Origin of the sequence: Petrotoga sp. 9PW.55.5.1, assembly GCF_003265365.1 — a bacterium.
In the GTDB taxonomy this organism is placed as follows: domain Bacteria; phylum Thermotogota; class Thermotogae; order Petrotogales; family Petrotogaceae; genus Petrotoga.
In genome coordinates this window covers 1-20039 of sequence record NZ_AUPM01000033.1, presented here as the reverse complement: position 1 = coordinate 20039, position 20039 = coordinate 1, and the positions used below count along the sequence as shown (strand labels likewise).

Genomic DNA, 20039 nt, shown 5'->3' with positions numbered 1-20039 from the left:
GGGGAAGGGGAATAGAANTGACTACCCCGTCTGCAGCATAAAACGCTGCATCCACCCCTTCGAGGAAGGGAATTAAACCGTGTCTACTTGAAATCGGGCAGTTCGGACATAAGAAATTAGCTTCGGACTTTATATTTTATTAAATCTAATTTTCCATTTCCAACGTAGAAAAATCTATAGGAAATTTAACAGGCAGACCTTCTTTTGCAGATTTATAAATTCCAAACACTGCTTCTACAGCTTTTTTACCCTCTTGACCGTTGATATAAGGTTGATTATTTTCTAATATTGCGTTATAAAAATCTCTGTAAAGAGGCACATGGCCATTGCCGTATACAGTATCTGGATCTGGGAGATTCTGATAAGGATGAGCGTCTTCACCTTCAAATCTCCAGTGTTTTATCTTATTTACAGCAAGCCCACCTATAACTACAGTGCCTTTTTCTCCAAAAATAGACAGTGTTTCTTCCAAATTTTTGGGATATATAGTAGCAGAACCTTCTATAATTCCAACAGACCCATTTTTAAACTTTATTATAGCCCCACCAAAATCTTCAGCTTGAATATAAGGATGTGTAAAATTCCTTATCACACCATATATTTCATCAATTTCTGAACCCATATTCCATAACAATAAATCTATATCGTGAGTGCATTGGTTCATCAAGGTTCCACCATCATATTTCCAGGTACCTCGCCATTGGGCTTGTTTATAATAATCACGGTTCCTATTCCATCTAATGGATGCTTGGCCGTGTAATATTCTACCAAAAGCATTTGATTCTATTTTTTTTCTTAATTCTTGGATTGGTGGATTAAATCTGTTTTGAAAACACACTCCTAACTTTAAATCTTTATTTTCAGCAACTTCTATCATTTCGTTCATATGTTTTGTGGATAAAGCCATAGGTTTTTCAACTAAGACATGCTTGTTGTTGTTTAAAGCTTCCATAGTTATTTCATAATGATTTCCGCTTTCTGTTGCTATAACTACTGCATCTATGTCTTTTCGCTTTAGTAATTGTTTATAATCTTCATATATTTCCGGTTTTTTTAAGTCAGCCTTTTCCATTTTATCTGCAAATTCTAAGGCTCTTTCTCTTAATAAATCGCAAACTGCTATATTTTCAATTATATTTGAATTTCTTATTATAGCTTCAGAATGTTTTTTTTGAGCAATTCTACCGCAGCCAATTATTGCTGTTTTTAACATAATGTATGCACCACCTAATTAATTTACTATTATAATAAATGGATTTTATCTGGATAGTTATTTCTAATATCTTTAGTGGCGTTTTTTGTATCAAAAATTATATCTGTATTTTTAGCTACAAAATCGTAATCTACTTTTTTATGGGCAGTAGTAATTATAACCGCATCTGATTCTTTTATTAAATCTTCTGTTAAAGGAGAGGTTTTGAAAATGCCACCATTATGAGAAAATTCTTCAATGTATGGATCGTGAATCTTTACTTGCGCCCCTTTCTTTTCTAGGAGTTCTAATACTTTTAAAGCGGGTGACTCTCTCAAATCATCTATATCGTTTTTATAACTTACTCCCAGCATCAAAATTTTGGAACCATTTAAGCATTTCTTCTTTTCGTTTAAAATGTCCATCAATCTTTCTATTACATATTCAGGCATGTAATCGTTAATTTCTCCAGCTAATTCTATAAGTCTTGTATGATAATCGAACTCTCTTGCCTTGTAAGTAAGATAAAATGGATCAATGGGGATACAATGTCCTCCCACTCCAGGTCCAGGATAAAAAGGCATAAATCCAAAAGGTTTTGTTGCAGCAGCATCGATTACTTGCCAAATATTAATTCCCATTTTCCTTGCTAATACTGCCATTTCGTTAATAAGACCTATGTTGACTATTCTGAAGGTGTTTTCCAAAATTTTTGACATTTCTGCTTCTTTAGGAGAAGAAACGGTAAAAACACCAGCATTTAAAACTCTTTCGTACAAAGATTTTGCATGAAGTGTACATTTTTCTGTAACTCCACCAACAACTTTTGGGGTATTTTTAGTTTTATATATTAAATTTCCCGGATCCACTCTTTCGGGGCTAAAAGCCAAATAAAAATCTTTTCCAACTTTTAAACCAGTAGATTCTAATATTGGAAGAATAACTTCTTCTGTTGTTCCAGGGTAGGTAGTACTTTCTAAAACTATTAGTTTTTCGGGTTTCAATCTTTTAGCTATCTCGTTTGTTGAATCTTCTACAAAACTTAGATCAGGTTGTTTGAATTTATTTAAAGGTGTAGGTACACAAATCATAATACAGTCGCATTCTTCTATTCTATCGTAATCATCTGTTGCACTAATAAAGCCATCTTTAACAAATTCTTCTAGTTCTTCATTAACAACATCACCTATATAATTTATTCCTTTGTTGACTTTATCTACCTTCTCTTTTTGAATATCAAACCCTAAAACCGTATAACCTGCCTTGGCTTTTTCTACAGCAAGAGGTAAACCAACATAACCTAAGCCTATCACCCCTATTTTTGCTGTTTTATCTATGATTTTATCTAATAATGCCATCTTTTCTTTCCTCCCCTACTTTTTGAAAAATTGTTTAATAACTTTAACAACGTACTCTTGCTCTTTTTTTGTCAACTCTGGAAACATCGGCAAAGCAAGAGAACTTTTAGAAGCTTTTTCTGTAACAGGGAAATCCCCTTCTTTATATCCTAAATCCGCAAAGCACTTTTGAAGATGCAATCCAAGTGGGTAATATATCGAAGTTCCAATCCCGTATTCATTAAGATAACTTTTTAATTTATCCCTATATTTTGGATCTTTTAACGTAATAACATATTGATGGTAAACATGGGTTCTATTATTAAAATAAGCTGGAAAATCAATGTGTTTATCTAATTCATGACTTTGAAACAACTCCTCATAATTTTTTGCCTTTTTTATTCTTTTATCAATATACTCATCTAATTTTTTGAGTTTGATCCTAAGTATTGCTGCTTGGACTTCATCTAATCTAGAATTATAGCCAACTTCTTCATGAAAATATTTTTTTGATGAGCCATGTACCCTTAATCTTCTAATTCTATCAGCTAAGTATTCATCGTTAGTAACTACCATACCGCCATCGCCGTATCCACCAAGGTTTTTTGTAGGAAAAAAAGAATAAATTCCAAAATTACCAACAGTACCTGTTAATTTTTTTTCTCCATTAGAGTAATGCCAGACGGATCCTATCGACTGAGCAGCGTCTTCAATGATTTTTATATTATACTTTTTCTTTATTTTTTCCAATCTTTCTAAATCAACACTTTTTCCAAACAAGTGAACGGGAATAATAGCCTTGATCTTTTCTTTCTCTGGGTGATTGTTAAGAACGTCTTCTACCTGGTCTAAATCTATGTTGTAATATTTTTCCTCTATATCAACGAATATAGGTTTTGCATCATTTAGAACTATGGCACTTACTGTAGCAAAAAAGGTGTAAGGGGTAGTTATTACATAATCACCATTTTTAATATCCAGAGCTTTAACAGATAATCTTAACGCATCAGAACCATTAGCAACACTAATAGCGTATTTTGATCCCAGATAATTAGAAATCTCTTTTTCTAGTGACTTTACATTACTACCCATTACCACGTTTCCAGAGGTAAAAACCGCATCGAGTTTTTTTAACACATCTTTTTTCAGATTTTCGTATTGCCTTGTCAAATCAAATAAAGGGACCTTCATTCTATCTTTCATTTTTTCTCCCCTCCAGCGAAATATTCCCTTCATCATCTATCTTAAAAACGTACAACTTTTGTAAATTTTTTTCAATAGCTTTTTGAAGAATACTTTCTGACTTTCTGAAAGAAGCTATTATAAGGGCATCGTAAATTAGCTCTTTTGCTTTTTCGGGGGAATAAATATCAATCCCTTGAAGTTTATCTCCCTGTTTTAAAGATGAATCATCCAAAAAACCAACAATATTAATATTTTCATCCTTTAAAACTTTGAGTACAATCCCTCCAACGACACCTGCCCCATATAATAAAATGTTTTTTATATTATCCTTTTTTAATGTTTGAAAAACCTTCTTAAAAGAATCCTTTGTTTCTGTATAAAGTTCAGAAACCTCATCAACAAAACTCACTATCAAAAATTGAAGTCTTTTTTTACCAGCATCTGTAAGTTCATAACTCATATTTCTTTTATTTTCCCCACTTTTTAAAAGGTATCCATTCTCTTCAAAGTCTTTTAAATACTTGTTTATCATAGAAGGTACTACACCAACGATTTTTGCCATTGAATCTTGGGAAATATCGTTATCTTGAGAAATCAAATTTAAAATCATCATTTCTCTGAAATTCGGAGAAGGATTGAAAAAAGTGTATTTTTGAATATCAAGCATAACAACACCTCTGATTTTTATTCATACACTAAGTGAATAATCAAATAAATTATAACAAGAAGTTATTAAAAAGTCAAGTTATTATAAATAAAAAAGACGCTCTTTATGAGCGTCAATTTTTATTTTTTTGCTTTTTGTATTTTCATCCGAAAAGCTTTTTTGCCAGTTCAGCTACTCTTTTGCCTTGGCTTCTTGCAATATCGAGTTCTATGCTATTAGGTCTATTCTCATCATCTTGTGGAATTATAGCAGATGCTCCATAAGGAGTACCTCCGTGTATATTTGAAGAATCACTTAAATTTGGTTCGGTAAAAGGCACTCCAACAATAATCATACCATGATGTAAAAGAGTAGTATGAAAGCTAAGGATCGTTGATTCCTGACCTCCGTGTTGAGTACTTGATGAAGTGAATACACTACCTATTTTCCCCACTAAACTTCCTCCAGCCCAAAGAGGTCCTGTTGTATCCAAAAACTGTCTCATTTGAGCAGCCATCATTCCAAACCTGGTAGGAGTACCAAAAATAATCGCATCAGCTTCCTTTAGGGAATCTAAGGTTGCTATTGGAAGATGAGAAAATATTTTTTGGGCGTCTTTCGCACCTGATTGAACAAGAATATTTTCTGGTAAAGTTTCAGGGATTCTATAGATTTTAACCTCTGTTCCTGGAACTTCTTTTGCTCCTTGGGCTTCAGCTTCAGCCATTTTATAAATATGTCCATACATACTGTAAAAAATAATATTAACTTTAGCCATGAAAATCCTCCCTTATTATGATAAATTTTATCGTATTTATTATACCAGTAATATATTAATAATACTTTAATAGTATAATATTTTAAAATAATGTTTTTATTATAAAGTATCTTGGAGGATAAAAAAATGAAAGCTCTTTATTTTAAAAATAAAAGTTGTTCTGTTTGTAAGGCATTTTTTCCAAAATTTCTAGAAATTTCTAAAGAGTATAATATTACTTACGAAGTTATTGAAGTAAATGAAGATCAAGAGAAAGCTGGGCAATTTCTTGTTTTCACAGTTCCAACTATTATTTTTCTTGATGAAGAAGGTAAAGAAGTAAAAAGATTTGCCCAATATTTTGGTACAAATGAGATAAGAAATTTTTTGGATAGATATTTTACTATATTAGATCAAAAATAAAAAAGCTGCCGTCACGGCAGCTTTTACAATTATTTTGGTTGAGTTAGATATTTTCCAGCATACTTCAATCCTTCTCTCATAGTCGGAATCCACACTTCCCAATCATGGCCTCCGTCAACAATTCTAAGTTCAGCTGGTAGTCCTGCATTTCTCAAACTTGCATACAATTGTGTGGCATGTACCTCAATGAATAGTTCATCATCATCTCCAGAAGCTATATACATTGCTACAGGCATCCCTTTCATTAAGTAACTCATAAAAAGAGAAGGATAATTTAAAGATTTCCAAATGTTTGGGTCAAAAGGATCTCCAAAAACCCCTGAAGTTATCGCAGCAGAATTTTTAGGTGGAACAGGATCGTAAACTGCCGGGCTCAGTAGAATTACTACTGAAAATAATTCCGGGTGTAACATAGAATATCTCAAAGCTCCATAACCTCCCATTGATTGCCCACCTATAGCTCTTGCATCACGACTTTTAATAACACGATAGGTATTTTCTATGTATGGCATAAACTCTTGAAAAAACATACTTTCTATCTTTTCTCTTCTGTCTACATACCAGTTGTTCCCAGTTGCTGGCATAACTATTATACTCGGAGGTAGTTCGCCATTTTTAATCAATTCGTCGGCAATTTGGACAATTTTCCCCTCATTAACCCATTGATACTGATTCCCACCAGAACCATGTAAAATATAGATGATTGGATAATATAAATTCGATGAATTATAATCATCTGGTAAGTACACAGAATATCCTACATCTCTTCCCAATATGTTTGAAGTGAAGAACTCGTACTTTACCGAACCTGCAAATAGAGATACAGTTATTAAAGAAAGGATCAGAAAAACAATAAAAAATCTCTTTTCTTTCGCCATTTAAATACCCCCTTTATTCTTAATTTATATATTCTTTGGGTTTGAATTTATTAAAAATAACTTTTAAACACAGTCCTAAGAGTTATTATCCCTTTAATCCTGTGAAAGTTATTCCCTTTATAAAATATTTTTGTGTAAACAGAAATACTATTATCAAAGGTAAAATTACAATTACAGATCCTGCCATCTGCATAGCAATGTTTTCACTGTATTGCCCACCTAAAACTGAAATGGCAACTGGTAAAGTATACATACTTTCGTCTGTGGCGATAATTAGTGGCCATAAAAAATTGTTCCAAGAACCTGTAAAAGTAAAAATGGTTATTGCTGCCATAGCCGGTCTTGCTAGAGGTAATATTACTCTAAAAAATATCCAACCTTCGTGTGCTCCATCCATTTTTGCTGCTTCTATCAATTCATCCGGAATGCCGCTTATGAATTGTCTCATAAAAAATATGTTAAAAGCATTTGCTATTGCTGGTAAAATTAATCCCCAGTATGTATTTAATAAGTTTAATTGGGTTAGAAGTAAAAAGACCGGGATCATCGTTATTTGACCAGGTACCATTATTGTTCCTAATATGACTAAAAATAAAACATTTTTGTTTTTAAAATTAAACTTGGCAAAACCATAACCTGCCATAGTTGCAACTAAAACCGATAATAATGTGGTAGTTAGAGAAACTATGACTGAGTTTAAAAATGGCCTTCCAAAATTGACTTTTTGAAATAAATCTATATAATTTTGAAAAGTAGGAGAGCGAGGTATCCACTTTGGAGGAAAAACGAATATTTCCCCTGGTCCTTTGAATGATGTTGAAACCATCCAAACAAAAGGAATGACTGAAACTAACAACCAAATAATAAGTATCCCATGAACTACGGTCTGCTCTATTGGTGAGATTTTTCTTTTTCGCATATTATCAGCTCCTCGTTAGTTAGGTTAAGCTTCGTTTCTTCTTGCCCTCATTTGAATAAAAGTAAGAGCAAATATCATTAAGAATAAAACAAACGCTATAGAAGAAGCGTAACCTAATTTAAAGAATCTAAAACCCTGTCTATATAAATACAGAACTATAGATAGAGTAGAGTTTAATGGACCTCCTGCAGTTAACATATAAGGTTCTTCAAATAATTGTAAGTAACCTATAACTGTCATTACCGTTACAAAAAATATTGTCGGTCTTAAGGAAGGAACAGTAACGTATAGAAATTGTTGAAATCTTGTAGCCCCATCTAATTCAGCTGCTTCATACAAATAATCAGGAATATTTTGTAATCCTGCTGTAAAAAGAATTATATTGTATCCCACTGCTTTCCAAACTACAAGCATTATTACAGATGGCATAGCCCATGCAGGATCTCCCAACCAATTTGGGCCTTGAATACCAAATAAACCCAAAAACCAGTTGATTAATCCGTAATCTGGGTTCAACATCCAAGCCCACACGATAGCAATAGCAACCGTGTTTGTTATTGAAGGAAGGTAAAAACTGACTTTAAAAAAGTTTTTTAAATAAGTTCCTTCTCTATTTATTAATGCAGCAAAACTTAAAGAAAGTATCACTGTCAAAGGCATTGCGACTACTAAAGCATACAATGTATTTAGCAAAGCTCGCCAGAAAAGGGGATCTTGCATTAACTCTCCATAGTTTTGTAAGCCTATAAAAGAAGCGTTACTCCAGTCATACATAGCATAAACATCGAAATCAGTAAAACTTATAAAAAGAGAAACAAATATGGGGATCAACATAAAAATAAATAATAAAATGATAGGGGGACCTAAAAATGTGACTATGGCTCTTAATGGAGTTTTCATTTTATCACTCCCTCAACTAATTGTTATAAAAAGCCCCTCCCACTTTTTAGCAAGAGGGGCGTGTTTTTTATCTCAGGATTTTTTCAATGTCATTTTTCAGATCTTTTGCTGCTTGTTCTGGACTTTTTCTACCATAAATTGCCTCTTCAACTCTTCTATCCATAGATACGGAGATTTCTTGAAATTGGGGTATATTTACAGGTGCCTTTGCATCGTTTAGTTGTTCTCCAAAAACTTTGATCATAGGATCTTGTTGTAATACAGGGTCCTCCCAGGCAGCCTGAACAGAAGGTAATGCACTGACTATTTGATACCATTTTACTTGGATGTCTGGTCTTGAAAGAAATTCTATGAATTTCCAAGCAACTTCTTTATTTTTTGAATCTCTGAATATTACTAAATCACTTCCACCCATGAAAGACGTCATTGTTTTCTTTTGAGGCGTCAAGGCAACATCCCATTTGCCTTCGATCTGGGGTACTTGCTCTCTTAGCATAGTAACCATCCATGGACCAGAGAAAAACATTGGCGTATCACCAGAAGCAAAATCTTGGAATAAGTTTCCGCCGCCCCCTATTGGAGCAAGTTTTTCTGTAAAGAATCTTGTATAATATGCAAAAGCTTCAACGAATTCAGGTTGATCTACAATTACTTTTCCATTGCTATCAATAATATCTCCACCGTTTTGCCAAACAAAAGGCATTAATACTTGATAATTGTCTTGAGGTTGATAAAGGGTTACGCCATATCTGCCTTTTTCAGCCAATTTTTTTGCAGCATCGTACAATTCGTCCCAGTTTTGAGGAGCATGATCGTATCCAACTTCAGCTAATAAATCAGTTCGATAATAAAGTGCTCGCGTATCCACATACCAGGGAATGCCGAGTTGTCTCTCATTTACTGTACCAGTTTGCCAAGCACCTTCAAAGAAGTTTTCAGGATTTACTATTTCAGATTTTTGAATGTATGGGGTTAAATCTTCGAAGGCTCCCATACTGCCAAAAGGTGCCATCCAAGTAGTTCCCATTTGAGCTACATCTGGAACTTGCCTACCGGCAATACCTGTTAAAATCTTATCGTAGGCATTCGCCCAGGGAATAGCTTGAACATCGACTTCGTATTCAGGATATTCTTCCATAAACAATTTTGCTAACTGATCAAGGCTCTTTGCTTCTTCACCCATTGCCCATACAGTGATTTTCGTTGCACCAAAAGCTGATGCTACTAAAATCAAAAAAATGCTTAAAATACCTATCAATCTTTTCATAATATTACACCTCCTATTTTTCCTCATTTACTCACTTTAGAAATTCTAAGACCGTACTTGAACCCATTTTAAATTCAACCGCTTATTTTTAAAAATTCTCATTTCTAAAGTTCATATTTACTCAGTTAATTCCAGCATACCCCAATTTTGCGGATTTGCCCAAATATCTGGCACAGGATTCCATGAAATTATGTTTTGTCTTACATATGCGCCAATTTGTGCATCTTGTTTATTGGAATTATGGACTGTGTGACTGAAACCAATTTGTACACCTTCCTGAGGTGACAATCCAAGATATTCAAATGGGATTTTTACCTCTATACTGTATCCGTGATCTGTTCTCAAAGAAGCCAATTGAACTTTTGGAGCAGTTTTTGATAAAGACCCTGGATTTGCGTCTTCGTGTCTTACTGCTTGTACATTTCCTTCTGTGTCAAATGGAAGTACTGCCAATTTGAATATTCCCGCATTAGAGCCTGCTACATTTGGATTTATATAAAATTCTATAGAATCAGTTCTATAATATCCTCCAATGTCCTGGGGAGCTATGTTTATGACAACAAACTCATCGTAAACGTCTGCTGCTAAGTATAAATTTTCATCGTCCCAGGTTGCTTGGAAATAACTATGGAGAACTTGTGATCTTTTATCTACAGGAATTATTCCTCCAGAGGGGACATTCATGTCTTCAGTTACAGCATATCTTGGAACATCTTTCCATTCAGATAAGTCTCCATCTATGTTAATACTCTGTTTTAGCCTTGGGGCTAAAGCTAACTTTTCTTCAGAACTTGTTAGAAGCCTTTGGTATTCCTCGACATACCATGGCGTTACGGAGTAATCCGAAACTTTATCAACAAATCCAATTTTGTTTAAGGCATCCTGAATATGTTCGTTACTCATAAACAAATCCCAAATCATTCCTGTTCTATAGTTTTCGATCATTAAAATAATATCTCCTTGATCTATTCCTATGTATTGATCTGAGAACCAAACTTCATCAACATTGAACGCACTATAGAATCCATATTCTCCCCATACCAAAGGCCCGTATTTACTCAACATACCTCTGATAGAGTTCATTGAAAGATCATAAGTAAACGGTACCGAAGATATCGATGCGTATGGGGCTACAGTTCCATCATGGTTACCTTCAACAGCACCATAAGCCTTGTATCCAGTTGGGCCATCACTTGCAGAAAGTCCCCAAATATCCATATCATATGTTTCGTATTTGAATCTATTTTGCACTGCAAACAACCAATTAAATCTAGTAGCAGCTTCTGCATTGTTGAAATAATTTGCATATTTATCTTCTTTATCTCTAAAGTCTATCCAAATATTTGGATATTGATACACGAATAGAGTTTCTTGTGGCAAATATATGTATGTATCATTTTTAACAGGTCTAAATATTTTGTCCCAAGAGTCAGGTGATATTGGATATGTTGGAGAACCTATAGCTAATACATAAGCTAACAATCCTTCGTTAAATGAATCCCATCTTGCGCCTAAGAATCCTGCTTCGGGTTTGTATCCCATTGATAAAGTATCTCCACCATCTAGCATCCATTGCCAATTAACATTTTCGTATAAAGTATTGGCAAGTTCTTCGACTTGCGTATCTTTAAAATACGCTCCTGCTGTTAACGCTCCGCTTACTAAAATCGCGGTATCAATTGAGGAAATCTCACTATTCAAGGCTCTTTTACCTGTGTTCATATCAACAAAATGATAGAAGAAACCATTCATTCCTTCAACTTCTCCATTGACAAAAGTTGTTAAAGTTGTTAAAACTCTTTCGTATCCTTCTTCATAGCTAACCCAACCTCTTTCAATTCCAACAGGAATAGCAGAAAGTCCCATACCAACTGCCGCTATACTTGAAGGAGAATCTTTTGTACTTCTATCTTTAATTAAACCATTTGTTGGGTTTGCTTCATTCCAGAAATATAAGAAAGCTCTTTTTTGTATTTCCTCTAATAAAGGCTCGTCTTCTAATTCTAAAAGATTCTGCACTTCTTCTTTGACGCTTGTTGGAACCATCGCTAATACTTCTTCTACTGTGGGCTTGCTTGATTTTTCGACAAATATTCCATCTACATAAAAAGGTTCGTATAAAGGCGTTTTAACATTATCTTCATCAAAACCACCAAATGCGAGATAAATCATGTATTTATTTCCTTCCACCAAATTGCTCATGTTACCTGCAATTTCAAACTCTACTTTGTTCCATCCCGGGTTTACTTGAGTATCGGAAAATACTCCTCCAACCCATTCCCATCCAGAAGTAACATCTGCCATACCTAAGAAATACATAGTAGGTTTAATTTTATTTTCTTTTGGAATATAAACGTTCATTGTTACTTCGTTTCTACCCATCCAAAGTGGTACTTTCTCACCAGATAGTTCAATAGCAATTTTTGCTTCGATTGCTTCACCATCAGGAATTACTTTCATTGCGTATAAACCTTCGGCGGCTAAATCTTTTACTAATTCAAATTTTGCTCCTGTATTATCATTACCAAAAGTTCCTATCTCTTCTTCACTATCCATAGACCAAATATATATTCTTTCGATTTCAGGTTCTTCTGAGTTTAAAGCTATTAAATTGTCTACGTAAAAAGGATCTTTCAAAGGAATATTTGTTACTCCTTGAGTATGCATAAAAGAGAAATAAAGCATGTATTTTCCATCTGGCATTACATCCTTCATCTTGTCAGTGAGTTTGTATTCTACAATATTCCATCCATCTTTTGGTTCTGTTTCAGAAAATACTCCATCTACCCATTTCCAACCTTCTGTAACATCTGCCATGCCTAAAAAGAATTTATTAGGTTTCAAAGTTGTGACAGGTTTGGTATAAACTGCTAACCTTAAAGTGTCGTTCCCTAACCAATTGTTCAATCTGTCTCCAGATAATTCAAAAGCCATCTTTGTTTCGGCTGATTCTCCAGAGGGCACAACGATTACTGAGTATTTACCCTCATATACAAATCTTCCGCTTAATTCAAAGGTCGATCCTGAGTTATCATTGTTTAAATCATGAGTATATTCAAAACTGTGAATAAGGGACTGTGAAAAAACAGATAAACTAAAAAGTAGTACTACAGCCATCAGTAAATACGTTACTTTTTTCATACTTTCTTACCTCCTCTTTGTTATTTTTTTTACTCACTTTAGAAATTCCAAAATCCGTATACATGTTGATAAAAGGTGAGTTTGACTAAAAATAAACTTCCACGTTTAAAATATTTTCTTTAAAATTCTCTGGATTTAAAACGTTACCTTCTAACTTTTTTCCATTTACAAGTATCTTTTTCTCACTGTTTTTTTTGTAGGAAATGTTTAAAACTTTTCCTCTAAAATGTCTTTTGACTTGAACTTCTTTCCATTCTTCTGGTAAAAGTGGCTCTATTATTAAACCATTCCAATCAGGTTTTAGACCTAAAATTCCTTCAACTCCTACAATAAAATACCATGCAGCAGATCCGGAATACCAAGTCCATCCACCTCTTCCAAAGTATGGAGAGTCAGATCCATCCACATTCCCTGGAGTTACATAAGGTTCTACAAGATACTTATCTGGTTCTAGACCCCTATAAACAGGCATAAAACTCTTGTATATTTTGTAAGTATCAGGATCTTTCATCTTAGATGCAGCTAAGATAGCCCAAGTACCAGCATGAGTGTATAATCCACCATTTTCCCTAACTCCTGGAGCGTACCTGCTTAAATAACCAACATTGGAATCCGGTGTTTTATAGGCTGGATAGAAAAGAAGTGGACCATAATCTTTAAAAAGATATTTTTTAGCAGATTGATAAGCAAGTGTTTTTCTTTCTTCTGTAGCTGTCTCGTTTATAATAGCCCAAATTTGAGCATTTAAGAATATTTTTCCTTCTTCACACATTTTACTTCCAACAGGCTCACTATTGTCTTTAAAAGCTCTTATATACCATTCTCCATCCCATCCATATTTATTTATATTTTCCTTTAATTGTTTTGCTTCAGTTAAAAATTTATTCTTATTTACCTTATCTTTCATTTTTTCACACACTTTTGAAAAATCTATTAAAACACCGTATAAAAAGTGTCCAAGCCAAATACTCTCTCCTTTCCCCTGTGTACCAACCGCGTTCATACCATCGTTCCAATCTCCATCACCAATTAGAGGTAACCCTCTATCGCTTAATTTGTTTAAATTATAATTAATAGCTTTGACACAATGTTCGTATAAGCCCCCTTCTCCTCCATCTAAATAAGGTATCTTTTCATTCAAAAATTCATAATCGTTAGTTTCTTTCAAATACTTTATAGTAATATAAGCAAGCCAAAGTCTGTTATCTGATATATTATTTTTGTGACCTATTTCGGATATAGGATGCCACCAATGGAGTACACTTCCATCATTAAATTGATGTCGCGCGTGAAGTTTTATTTGATTTTTTGTTTTCTCAGGATCAATGTATAAAAATATTTGACTATCTTGTAGTTGATCTCTGAACCCAAACGCTCCACCAGTTTGATAATAAGCTGTTCTTCCCCACAGTCTGCCTGATATTGCTTGATACTTAAGCCATCTATTTATTAAAAAATCAAAACCTTTATCGGCAGTTTCAACTTGAAAAGTAGAAAGCATTTCCTCCCACATTTGATTGACTCTGTTTAATTCTTCGTCAACATTCTTTAAATCACTATATTTTTCAATGATTTTTTCAAGATTTTTATCTTCGCCTCCTTTTTTCAAAGCTCCTAATAAATATACCAAGGTTTTTTCTTCACCTGGTTCTAAAGAAATATCGTTCTTTAAGCTAGCAATAGAATCTTCCCATTTTCCAAAGACCCCGGATATATTACCTGTTATTACAGCTTTTGGATTTGATATATTGTTGTACATGCCTAAAAATTGTTCTTTTGATCCTTCTGCCCCGCTAATATTTTCATTAACAGAATGAAAAGCAAGGTACTCCCATTCTTTATTCCAGTTTTGACCTTTCTCATTTGGAATTTCCCACATTCTTTTTTTTGCTAAAATACAATTTAGTTTTTCATTTAAAGAAGTTTCTATAAACGTTTTATGAAATTCTCTATGCCAATCTGGTGCAGCTCCCAAACACCATTCAAAATAGGTGAATAGTGAAAGTTTTCTTCTTCTATTAGAAAGATTTTTTACCTTTAATTTCCAAATTTCTACAGGATCTTCTTTTGCAACGAACATCGTTAATTCAGTTTTGATATTAAAATATTTGGTCTCAAATATTGAATATCCTTGCCCATGTCTAACTTTAAATTCTTGAGGGTTTTTACATACAGGTTTCCAAGAAGGAGACCAAAATTCGCCATTTTCATTATCTTTTATGTAAATATATTTTCCCCATTCATCTTTAATTAAATCTTGTTCCCATCTAGTTATTCTGTTTAGACTCGCATGAGTTCTCCAACTATAACCAGATCCACTCTGAGAAATAACCATTCCATAGTCTCCGTTGGAAATAACATTTATCCATGGTCTTGGAGTTTCAGGAGTTTTTATTATGTATTCTTTTCCGCCTTGTGAAAAATATCCATACTTTGTCTCAAACATTGTTATGACCTCCCTCTTATTTGCTTGTTTATAAATACTTAATCGGTTAAGTATATTGCCATAAAAAATTTTATAATTTTCTGCAAGAATGCCTCTCTATTAATTTCGTTTTGAGCATGATTTTTTTCTCTCTTACTTCCTCTTTATTTATTAATTTCACTAATACATCCACTGCCTTTTTCCCCATTTCATAAATAGGTTGACTTACTGTTGTTAAAGGTGGTTCGATTATAGAGCTTGCCTCTATATTATCAAAACCAACTATTGAAATATCATCTGGAACTTTTAAACCTGCTTCTTTTAAAGCTCTTATAGCTCCAATAGCCATTTGATCGTTAGCAGAAAATATTGCTGTGAACTTTTCTTTTTTAATAAGCAACCTCTTTGTTGCTAAATAACCTTCTTCTTTGGTAAAGTTACCATTTTCAACTAAATTTGGATTGAATTCTAATGAATGAGCTTTTAATGCTTTTAGATAACCTTCAAATCTTGCTTTTGAATCCCATGCTACTTTTGAACCTTCTAAGAAAGCTATCTTTTTATGCCCTAAAAAAATGAGATACTCAGTAGCTTCAAAAGCCCCGGACTCATTATCAACTAATACAGAATAAATTTCTTCATTTTTTGGAGGATAATCTATAAAAACAAAAGGAATTCCACTTTCGGTTAATATATCGATGTATTGATCTTTTAAGTAATATGCCATTACTATTAAACCATCAACCATACTTTTATTGAATAGTTTAATAACTTGCTGCTCTCTTTCAGCTTGTGCATGAGTTGTTAATAGATTTAGAAAGAATCCTAATTTATTTGATGTTTTTTCAACACCTCTAATTATATTCGCATAGAAAATGTCTGAAATGTCTGGTATAACCAGTCCAATGAAGTGCGTTTTTTCTCCTGCTAACCCTCTTGCAGCAGAATTTGGAACATAGTTATATTCTTCGATTATCTTTTTTACTTTTTGTCTTACTTCTTTACTTACCCCTGGTTTTTCATTAATTACATAGGAGATAGTTGCCTTAGATACGTTGGCAATATTTGCAATATCTTCTATAGTCAATCTTGAGTTTTTATTCTTCTTAGGTGGCATAGGTCTATCTCTCCATTTTTGTTATAATCACTTAACCGTTTAACTACTTATATAATAACTCTTTTAATCGAAAAATAAAAGTTTGATTATGGACGATAAGGGGAGATTAAGAAAAATTAAAAAGAATTAAGGATGAATAAAAGCAAAAATCTTAAAAATTGAGATTTTTACTTTATAATATAAAGAAAAATTGTTGTTATTTTACCATTTACAGCTAATTTAATAGAAAAATTTAAATTTTGTGAGTTAATAAGAATTATTTTCACTTAAATGGTACTAATGGTTTCTAATCATATTTGACATTATTTTCAACGATGTTGTAAAATATTTTGTGTATGTAAGGGTTGAGAAAAGTAGTTTCATAGAAAGGATGTATGGGGACAAATATTCAGCTGGAAGCATAAGCAACTTAACGAATGTAGTTTTAGAAGATGTCAAGAAATGGCAAGAAAGAAAATAAAAAATAAAGATACAGTGTTATGTATTAAGATGGGACATACACAAATAGGGACTTTAGAAATGGTAATTTTCAGAAAATGAGCATTTGAATTTAAAAAACGTTAAACTATTCCGTCTGCAACATAAAACAGTCGCATTCACCCATTCTTATAAAGGGAATGACGAAACATACTTTTTTATGTCTACTATATTGGTTTAATTCCAAAGTATCGAAAAGGCTAATAAAATTAAGAATTATTGAGGATTAGAAAGGAGGTGTTTTTGAATAAATTTAAAGCTAAAAGATGGGCCAAACTTAAGTTTTGGAATTTCTAAAGTTAGTAAATTAAAAAATATTTGGAGGTGTATTAATTGAAAGGAAAACATCTTAAAAAAAGTATCTTCTTTATTAGCATTGCTTTAGTTTCTTTTGTATTAAGTGGATGCTTGTTATTTACTAATGGTTCTGATTCAAAAGATGATTATAACGATATTCTAAGTTATAATTTTTATTTTGGCCAACTACATAGTCATACTAACCTTTCTGATGGGCAAGGAACTCCTGAAGAAGCTTACGAATGGGCAAGAGATATGGCAAACCTTGATTTTTTTGCTGTTACAGATCACTCAAATTGGTTTGACAATGATACAGATAGATATAATGAAACAATTACTGATGTTGAAGATTCTACAAGTGAAAAATGGAAAAGATTAAATGCTGTCGCTGATGAATTCAATGAAGACGGAAGATTCGTCGCTATAGCCGGATTTGAAATGACCTGGAGTGGTAGTACAGGTGGGTGGGGACATATTAATACATTTAACACTCCATGGTTTGCATCTCGTGATGTACCAGAAATGGATCTTTTAACATATTATGAACTTTTGGCACAATCTCCTGATTCTATTTCTCAATGGAATCATCCAGGAGAAACTTTTGGTGATTTTAATGATTTTAGCTATTATAAGCCAGAATTTGATAACGTAATTCATTTAATAGAAGTAGGTAATGGTGAAGGTCCAGTTGGTGGGCCTGGTTATTTTCGAAGTTATGAGTATTATACTCGCGCATTAGATAAAGGTTGGCATGTTGCTCCCTCTAATAATCAAGATAACCATCGAAGAGAGTGGGGTACTGCCAATGATGCAAGAACTGTAGTTTTGGCCCCTGAATTATCTAGAGAAAGTATCTATGACGCAATACGAAATTATAGAGTTTATGCAACTGAAGATAAAAATCTTGAGATCACATACATAGTAAATGATGAAATAATGGGAAGCATATTAGAAAATCCACAAAATTTAAGAATACACATTTCAGCAGTTGATCCTGATGAATCAGATAGTATAACAAAAGTCAGTTTGATTGCTAATGGAGGCATAGAAGTTGAAAGTAAATCTTTTGATTCTAACGAAATCTTATGGAATTTAGAGTTAAAGCCATTATATGATTATTATTATGTAAGAATTGAGCAAGAAGATGGGGATATTGCAGTAACTGCACCTGTATGGGCAGGAGAAGTTGTTCGCGCTGGATTCTCTAAATTGGAAGTTTCTCGAAGAATACAAATCATTGGAGAAAATGTTGAAATAAAGGCAACATTATATAATAATACTCTACAAGATTTTGAAAACGTTGTTGTTGAATTTTACAAAGATCAAATAAGCCCTGAAAATAAAATTGGTGAGAAAACTATAAATATTATTGAATCAGCAGGTATCGGAGAAGTTTCCTTTGAATGGTCTTCGAGCATTGAAGGTGATTATACTATTTATGCACGATCAGAAATAATGATAGATGGAATCCCTCGAGAGTTTACTGAAGAGGTAACAGTAAGCTTTAGAGATGAAGAAAATGCTACAAAAATCATTTTAGATGCTTCACATTTTAATGATTATGTAAGTGGCTATTATGATGATAATTACTCCGCTTTACAACAAATGATCGAAGAGGAAGGATATATTTTTATTGTAAATGAAGAAAGAATATCTGACAATTTACTAAAAAATACTGACGTATTGATTATAACAGGTCCTGACCGTTTAGGAGACAATCGAAGCGTCTTTGCCCAGGATGAATTAGAAGCAATTGCAAGATATACTGAAGAAGGTGGTAACTTAATCGTTGCTGGAAGGGCGGATTATAAAGACGGAGAAGGCGAATTCCAAACTTCTACACAAATAAACAATATATTAGAGACAATAGGATCAAGCTTGAGAATTAACGACGATCAAGTTGTTGATTATGACAATAATGGTGGGCAACCGTGGCGCTTGTATTTTGATGACTATGTATCTTCCAAATACTATCTGACAAATAATATTCCAGAAGAAAAAACTTATAGTTTCTACAGTGGTTGCTCGGTTATACTTGAGGGGGAAAGTGATGAAAATGTTGATTGGTTAGTAAAAGGTCATGATACTACTGAAACTTCGGATGCAGACAATAAAGGAGATAATACTCCTGTTGATCAAGGAGAAGTTTATGTTTTAGCAGCTGAAGAGCTAGAAAGTGGTGCAAAGATTGTTGTAGCAGGTTCTATATTCTTTTCAGATTTTGAAACAGCTGGACAATCTGCAGATTTTTACTCAAATAAATTGATTACTGAAAATATTATAAATTGGATGACAATTGACTTGATGGATATATCTGAAGTAAGAAAAGATGAAGATAACAATGGAATACCAGATCTTTTAGGAGAAAAAGTTATGATAGAAGGAAGGACAACTACTTATTCTCCCGCAATAGATAATCCTTCAGATAATGCTTTCTTTGATGTTATATATGCTCAAGATGAAACTGGAGGCATATGTGTTTTTGGGGTTTCACAAATTCCTTTGGAGCTCGGTGTAAAAATAAGAGTAATAGGCACTGTAGATCATTATTTGGGAGAGTTTGAAGTACAGATCGAAGATGAAAATAAAGACATTATAATTATAGATGAGAATCCCGCAGAAGTTCCTCCTTTAGAAATAAGCACAGGAGATAGTATGAAAGATGAATATCAAGGTTGGCTTATCAAAGTGGAAGGAACAGTAACAGGAATGACCGAAAGCTCCTTGTATTTAAACGACGGAACAGGTGAAGCAAGAGTTTATGTGGAAGGTTACATTGGTGATGGCACCGGAAACGAAGAAATGTTGGGTAAATGGGATCCTTCTATTGAAATTGGAGATACTGTAAGCGCAATTGGAATTGCTTCTAAGGATCCTCAGGGTCCAAGGTTAAGAGTAAGAAACACTGCAGAAATAGTAAAGATAGAATAAATTTACTAAATTACTGGAGGTGGTAGATGTGAAAAAATTTTTATGGGTAGTAGTTTTAACAATTTCTATGTTACTTATTGTTGGATGTGTACCTTTATCCTCTGAAGAAGATACTAACGGTGGAGAACAAGACGATGAAATTACTCC

General features: G+C 33.3%; 15 protein-coding genes. 3 read left to right on the top strand and 12 right to left on the bottom strand.

Annotated features, from left to right (window positions below; all coding sequences use genetic code 11):
- Nucleotides 1–145: 145 nt before the first annotated feature.
- The 5 genes from PW5551_RS05245 to wrbA all read right to left on the bottom strand — a co-directional run bounded on the left by PW5551_RS05245 (nucleotide 146) and on the right by wrbA (nucleotide 5138).
- Nucleotides 146–1213 carry a Gfo/Idh/MocA family protein gene (locus PW5551_RS05245; RefSeq protein ID WP_113074747.1) on the bottom strand — a complete coding sequence of 356 codons (1068 nt, stop codon included), beginning with the start codon at nucleotides 1211–1213 and terminating at the stop codon, nucleotides 146–148.
- 29 nt (nucleotides 1214–1242) lie between these two features.
- Complete coding sequence (locus PW5551_RS05240) at nucleotides 1243–2550, bottom strand: nucleotide sugar dehydrogenase (protein ID WP_113074746.1); 1308 nt, start codon at nucleotides 2548–2550, stop codon at nucleotides 1243–1245.
- 15 nt (nucleotides 2551–2565) lie between these two features.
- Nucleotides 2566–3732 carry a DegT/DnrJ/EryC1/StrS aminotransferase family protein gene (locus PW5551_RS05235; protein ID WP_113074745.1) on the bottom strand — a complete coding sequence of 389 codons (1167 nt, stop codon included), beginning with the start codon at nucleotides 3730–3732 and terminating at the stop codon, nucleotides 2566–2568.
- Nucleotides 3722–4381 carry a winged helix-turn-helix transcriptional regulator gene (locus tag PW5551_RS05230; protein ID WP_113074744.1) on the bottom strand — a complete coding sequence of 220 codons (660 nt, stop codon included), beginning with the start codon at nucleotides 4379–4381 and terminating at the stop codon, nucleotides 3722–3724. Before PW5551_RS05230 ends, PW5551_RS05235 begins: the two co-directional genes overlap by 11 nt.
- Before the next feature lie 142 nt (nucleotides 4382–4523).
- On the bottom strand, nucleotides 4524–5138 hold the full coding sequence (gene wrbA / locus PW5551_RS05225; protein ID WP_113074743.1) for an NAD(P)H:quinone oxidoreductase: 615 nt from the start codon (nucleotides 5136–5138) through the stop codon (nucleotides 4524–4526).
- Nucleotides 5139–5264: 126 nt separating this feature from the next.
- Between wrbA and PW5551_RS05220 the strand changes: the two genes are divergently transcribed.
- Nucleotides 5265–5540, top strand: a complete 276-nt coding sequence (locus tag PW5551_RS05220; protein WP_113074742.1) for a co-chaperone YbbN — start codon at nucleotides 5265–5267, stop codon at nucleotides 5538–5540.
- A 29-nt stretch (nucleotides 5541–5569) separates the two neighbouring features.
- On the opposite strand, the gene PW5551_RS05215 is transcribed toward PW5551_RS05220, so the two are convergent.
- The 7 genes from PW5551_RS05215 to PW5551_RS05185 form a co-directional block, all read right to left on the bottom strand.
- A complete protein-coding gene (locus PW5551_RS05215) occupies nucleotides 5570–6418 on the bottom strand; it encodes an esterase family protein (protein ID WP_113074741.1) in 849 nt (282 codons plus the stop codon).
- An 85-nt stretch (nucleotides 6419–6503) separates the two neighbouring features.
- Complete coding sequence (locus PW5551_RS05210) at nucleotides 6504–7337, bottom strand: carbohydrate ABC transporter permease (protein WP_113074740.1); 834 nt, start codon at nucleotides 7335–7337, stop codon at nucleotides 6504–6506.
- Nucleotides 7338–7361: 24 nt separating this feature from the next.
- The gene (locus tag PW5551_RS05205; RefSeq protein WP_113074739.1) at nucleotides 7362–8237 is read right to left on the bottom strand and encodes a carbohydrate ABC transporter permease; all 876 of its coding nucleotides are present in this window, start codon (nucleotides 8235–8237) and stop codon (nucleotides 7362–7364) included.
- 67 nt (nucleotides 8238–8304) lie between these two features.
- Nucleotides 8305–9504: a sugar ABC transporter substrate-binding protein gene (locus PW5551_RS05200; protein ID WP_158526143.1), complete on the bottom strand. Its 1200-nt coding sequence runs from the start codon at nucleotides 9502–9504 to the stop codon at nucleotides 8305–8307.
- Nucleotides 9505–9621: 117 nt separating this feature from the next.
- Nucleotides 9622–12645 carry a glucoamylase family protein gene (locus PW5551_RS05195; protein WP_113074737.1) on the bottom strand — a complete coding sequence of 1008 codons (3024 nt, stop codon included), beginning with the start codon at nucleotides 12643–12645 and terminating at the stop codon, nucleotides 9622–9624.
- 85 nt (nucleotides 12646–12730) lie between these two features.
- Complete coding sequence (locus PW5551_RS05190; protein ID WP_113074736.1) at nucleotides 12731–15091, bottom strand: GH36-type glycosyl hydrolase domain-containing protein; 2361 nt, start codon at nucleotides 15089–15091, stop codon at nucleotides 12731–12733.
- Nucleotides 15092–15161: 70 nt separating this feature from the next.
- On the bottom strand, nucleotides 15162–16187 hold the full coding sequence (locus PW5551_RS05185) for a LacI family DNA-binding transcriptional regulator (RefSeq protein WP_113074735.1): 1026 nt from the start codon (nucleotides 16185–16187) through the stop codon (nucleotides 15162–15164).
- A gap of 331 nt (nucleotides 16188–16518) precedes the next feature.
- Here PW5551_RS05185 and PW5551_RS10500 point away from each other — a divergent pair, with 331 nt between their 5' ends.
- Both PW5551_RS10500 and PW5551_RS05175 read left to right on the top strand, forming a co-directional pair.
- Complete coding sequence (locus tag PW5551_RS10500; protein WP_146738330.1) at nucleotides 16519–16647, top strand: transposase; 129 nt, start codon at nucleotides 16519–16521, stop codon at nucleotides 16645–16647.
- A gap of 350 nt (nucleotides 16648–16997) precedes the next feature.
- Nucleotides 16998–19892: a CehA/McbA family metallohydrolase gene (locus PW5551_RS05175; RefSeq protein WP_113074733.1), complete on the top strand. Its 2895-nt coding sequence runs from the start codon at nucleotides 16998–17000 to the stop codon at nucleotides 19890–19892.
- The last annotated feature ends 147 nt before the right edge of the window (nucleotides 19893–20039 follow it).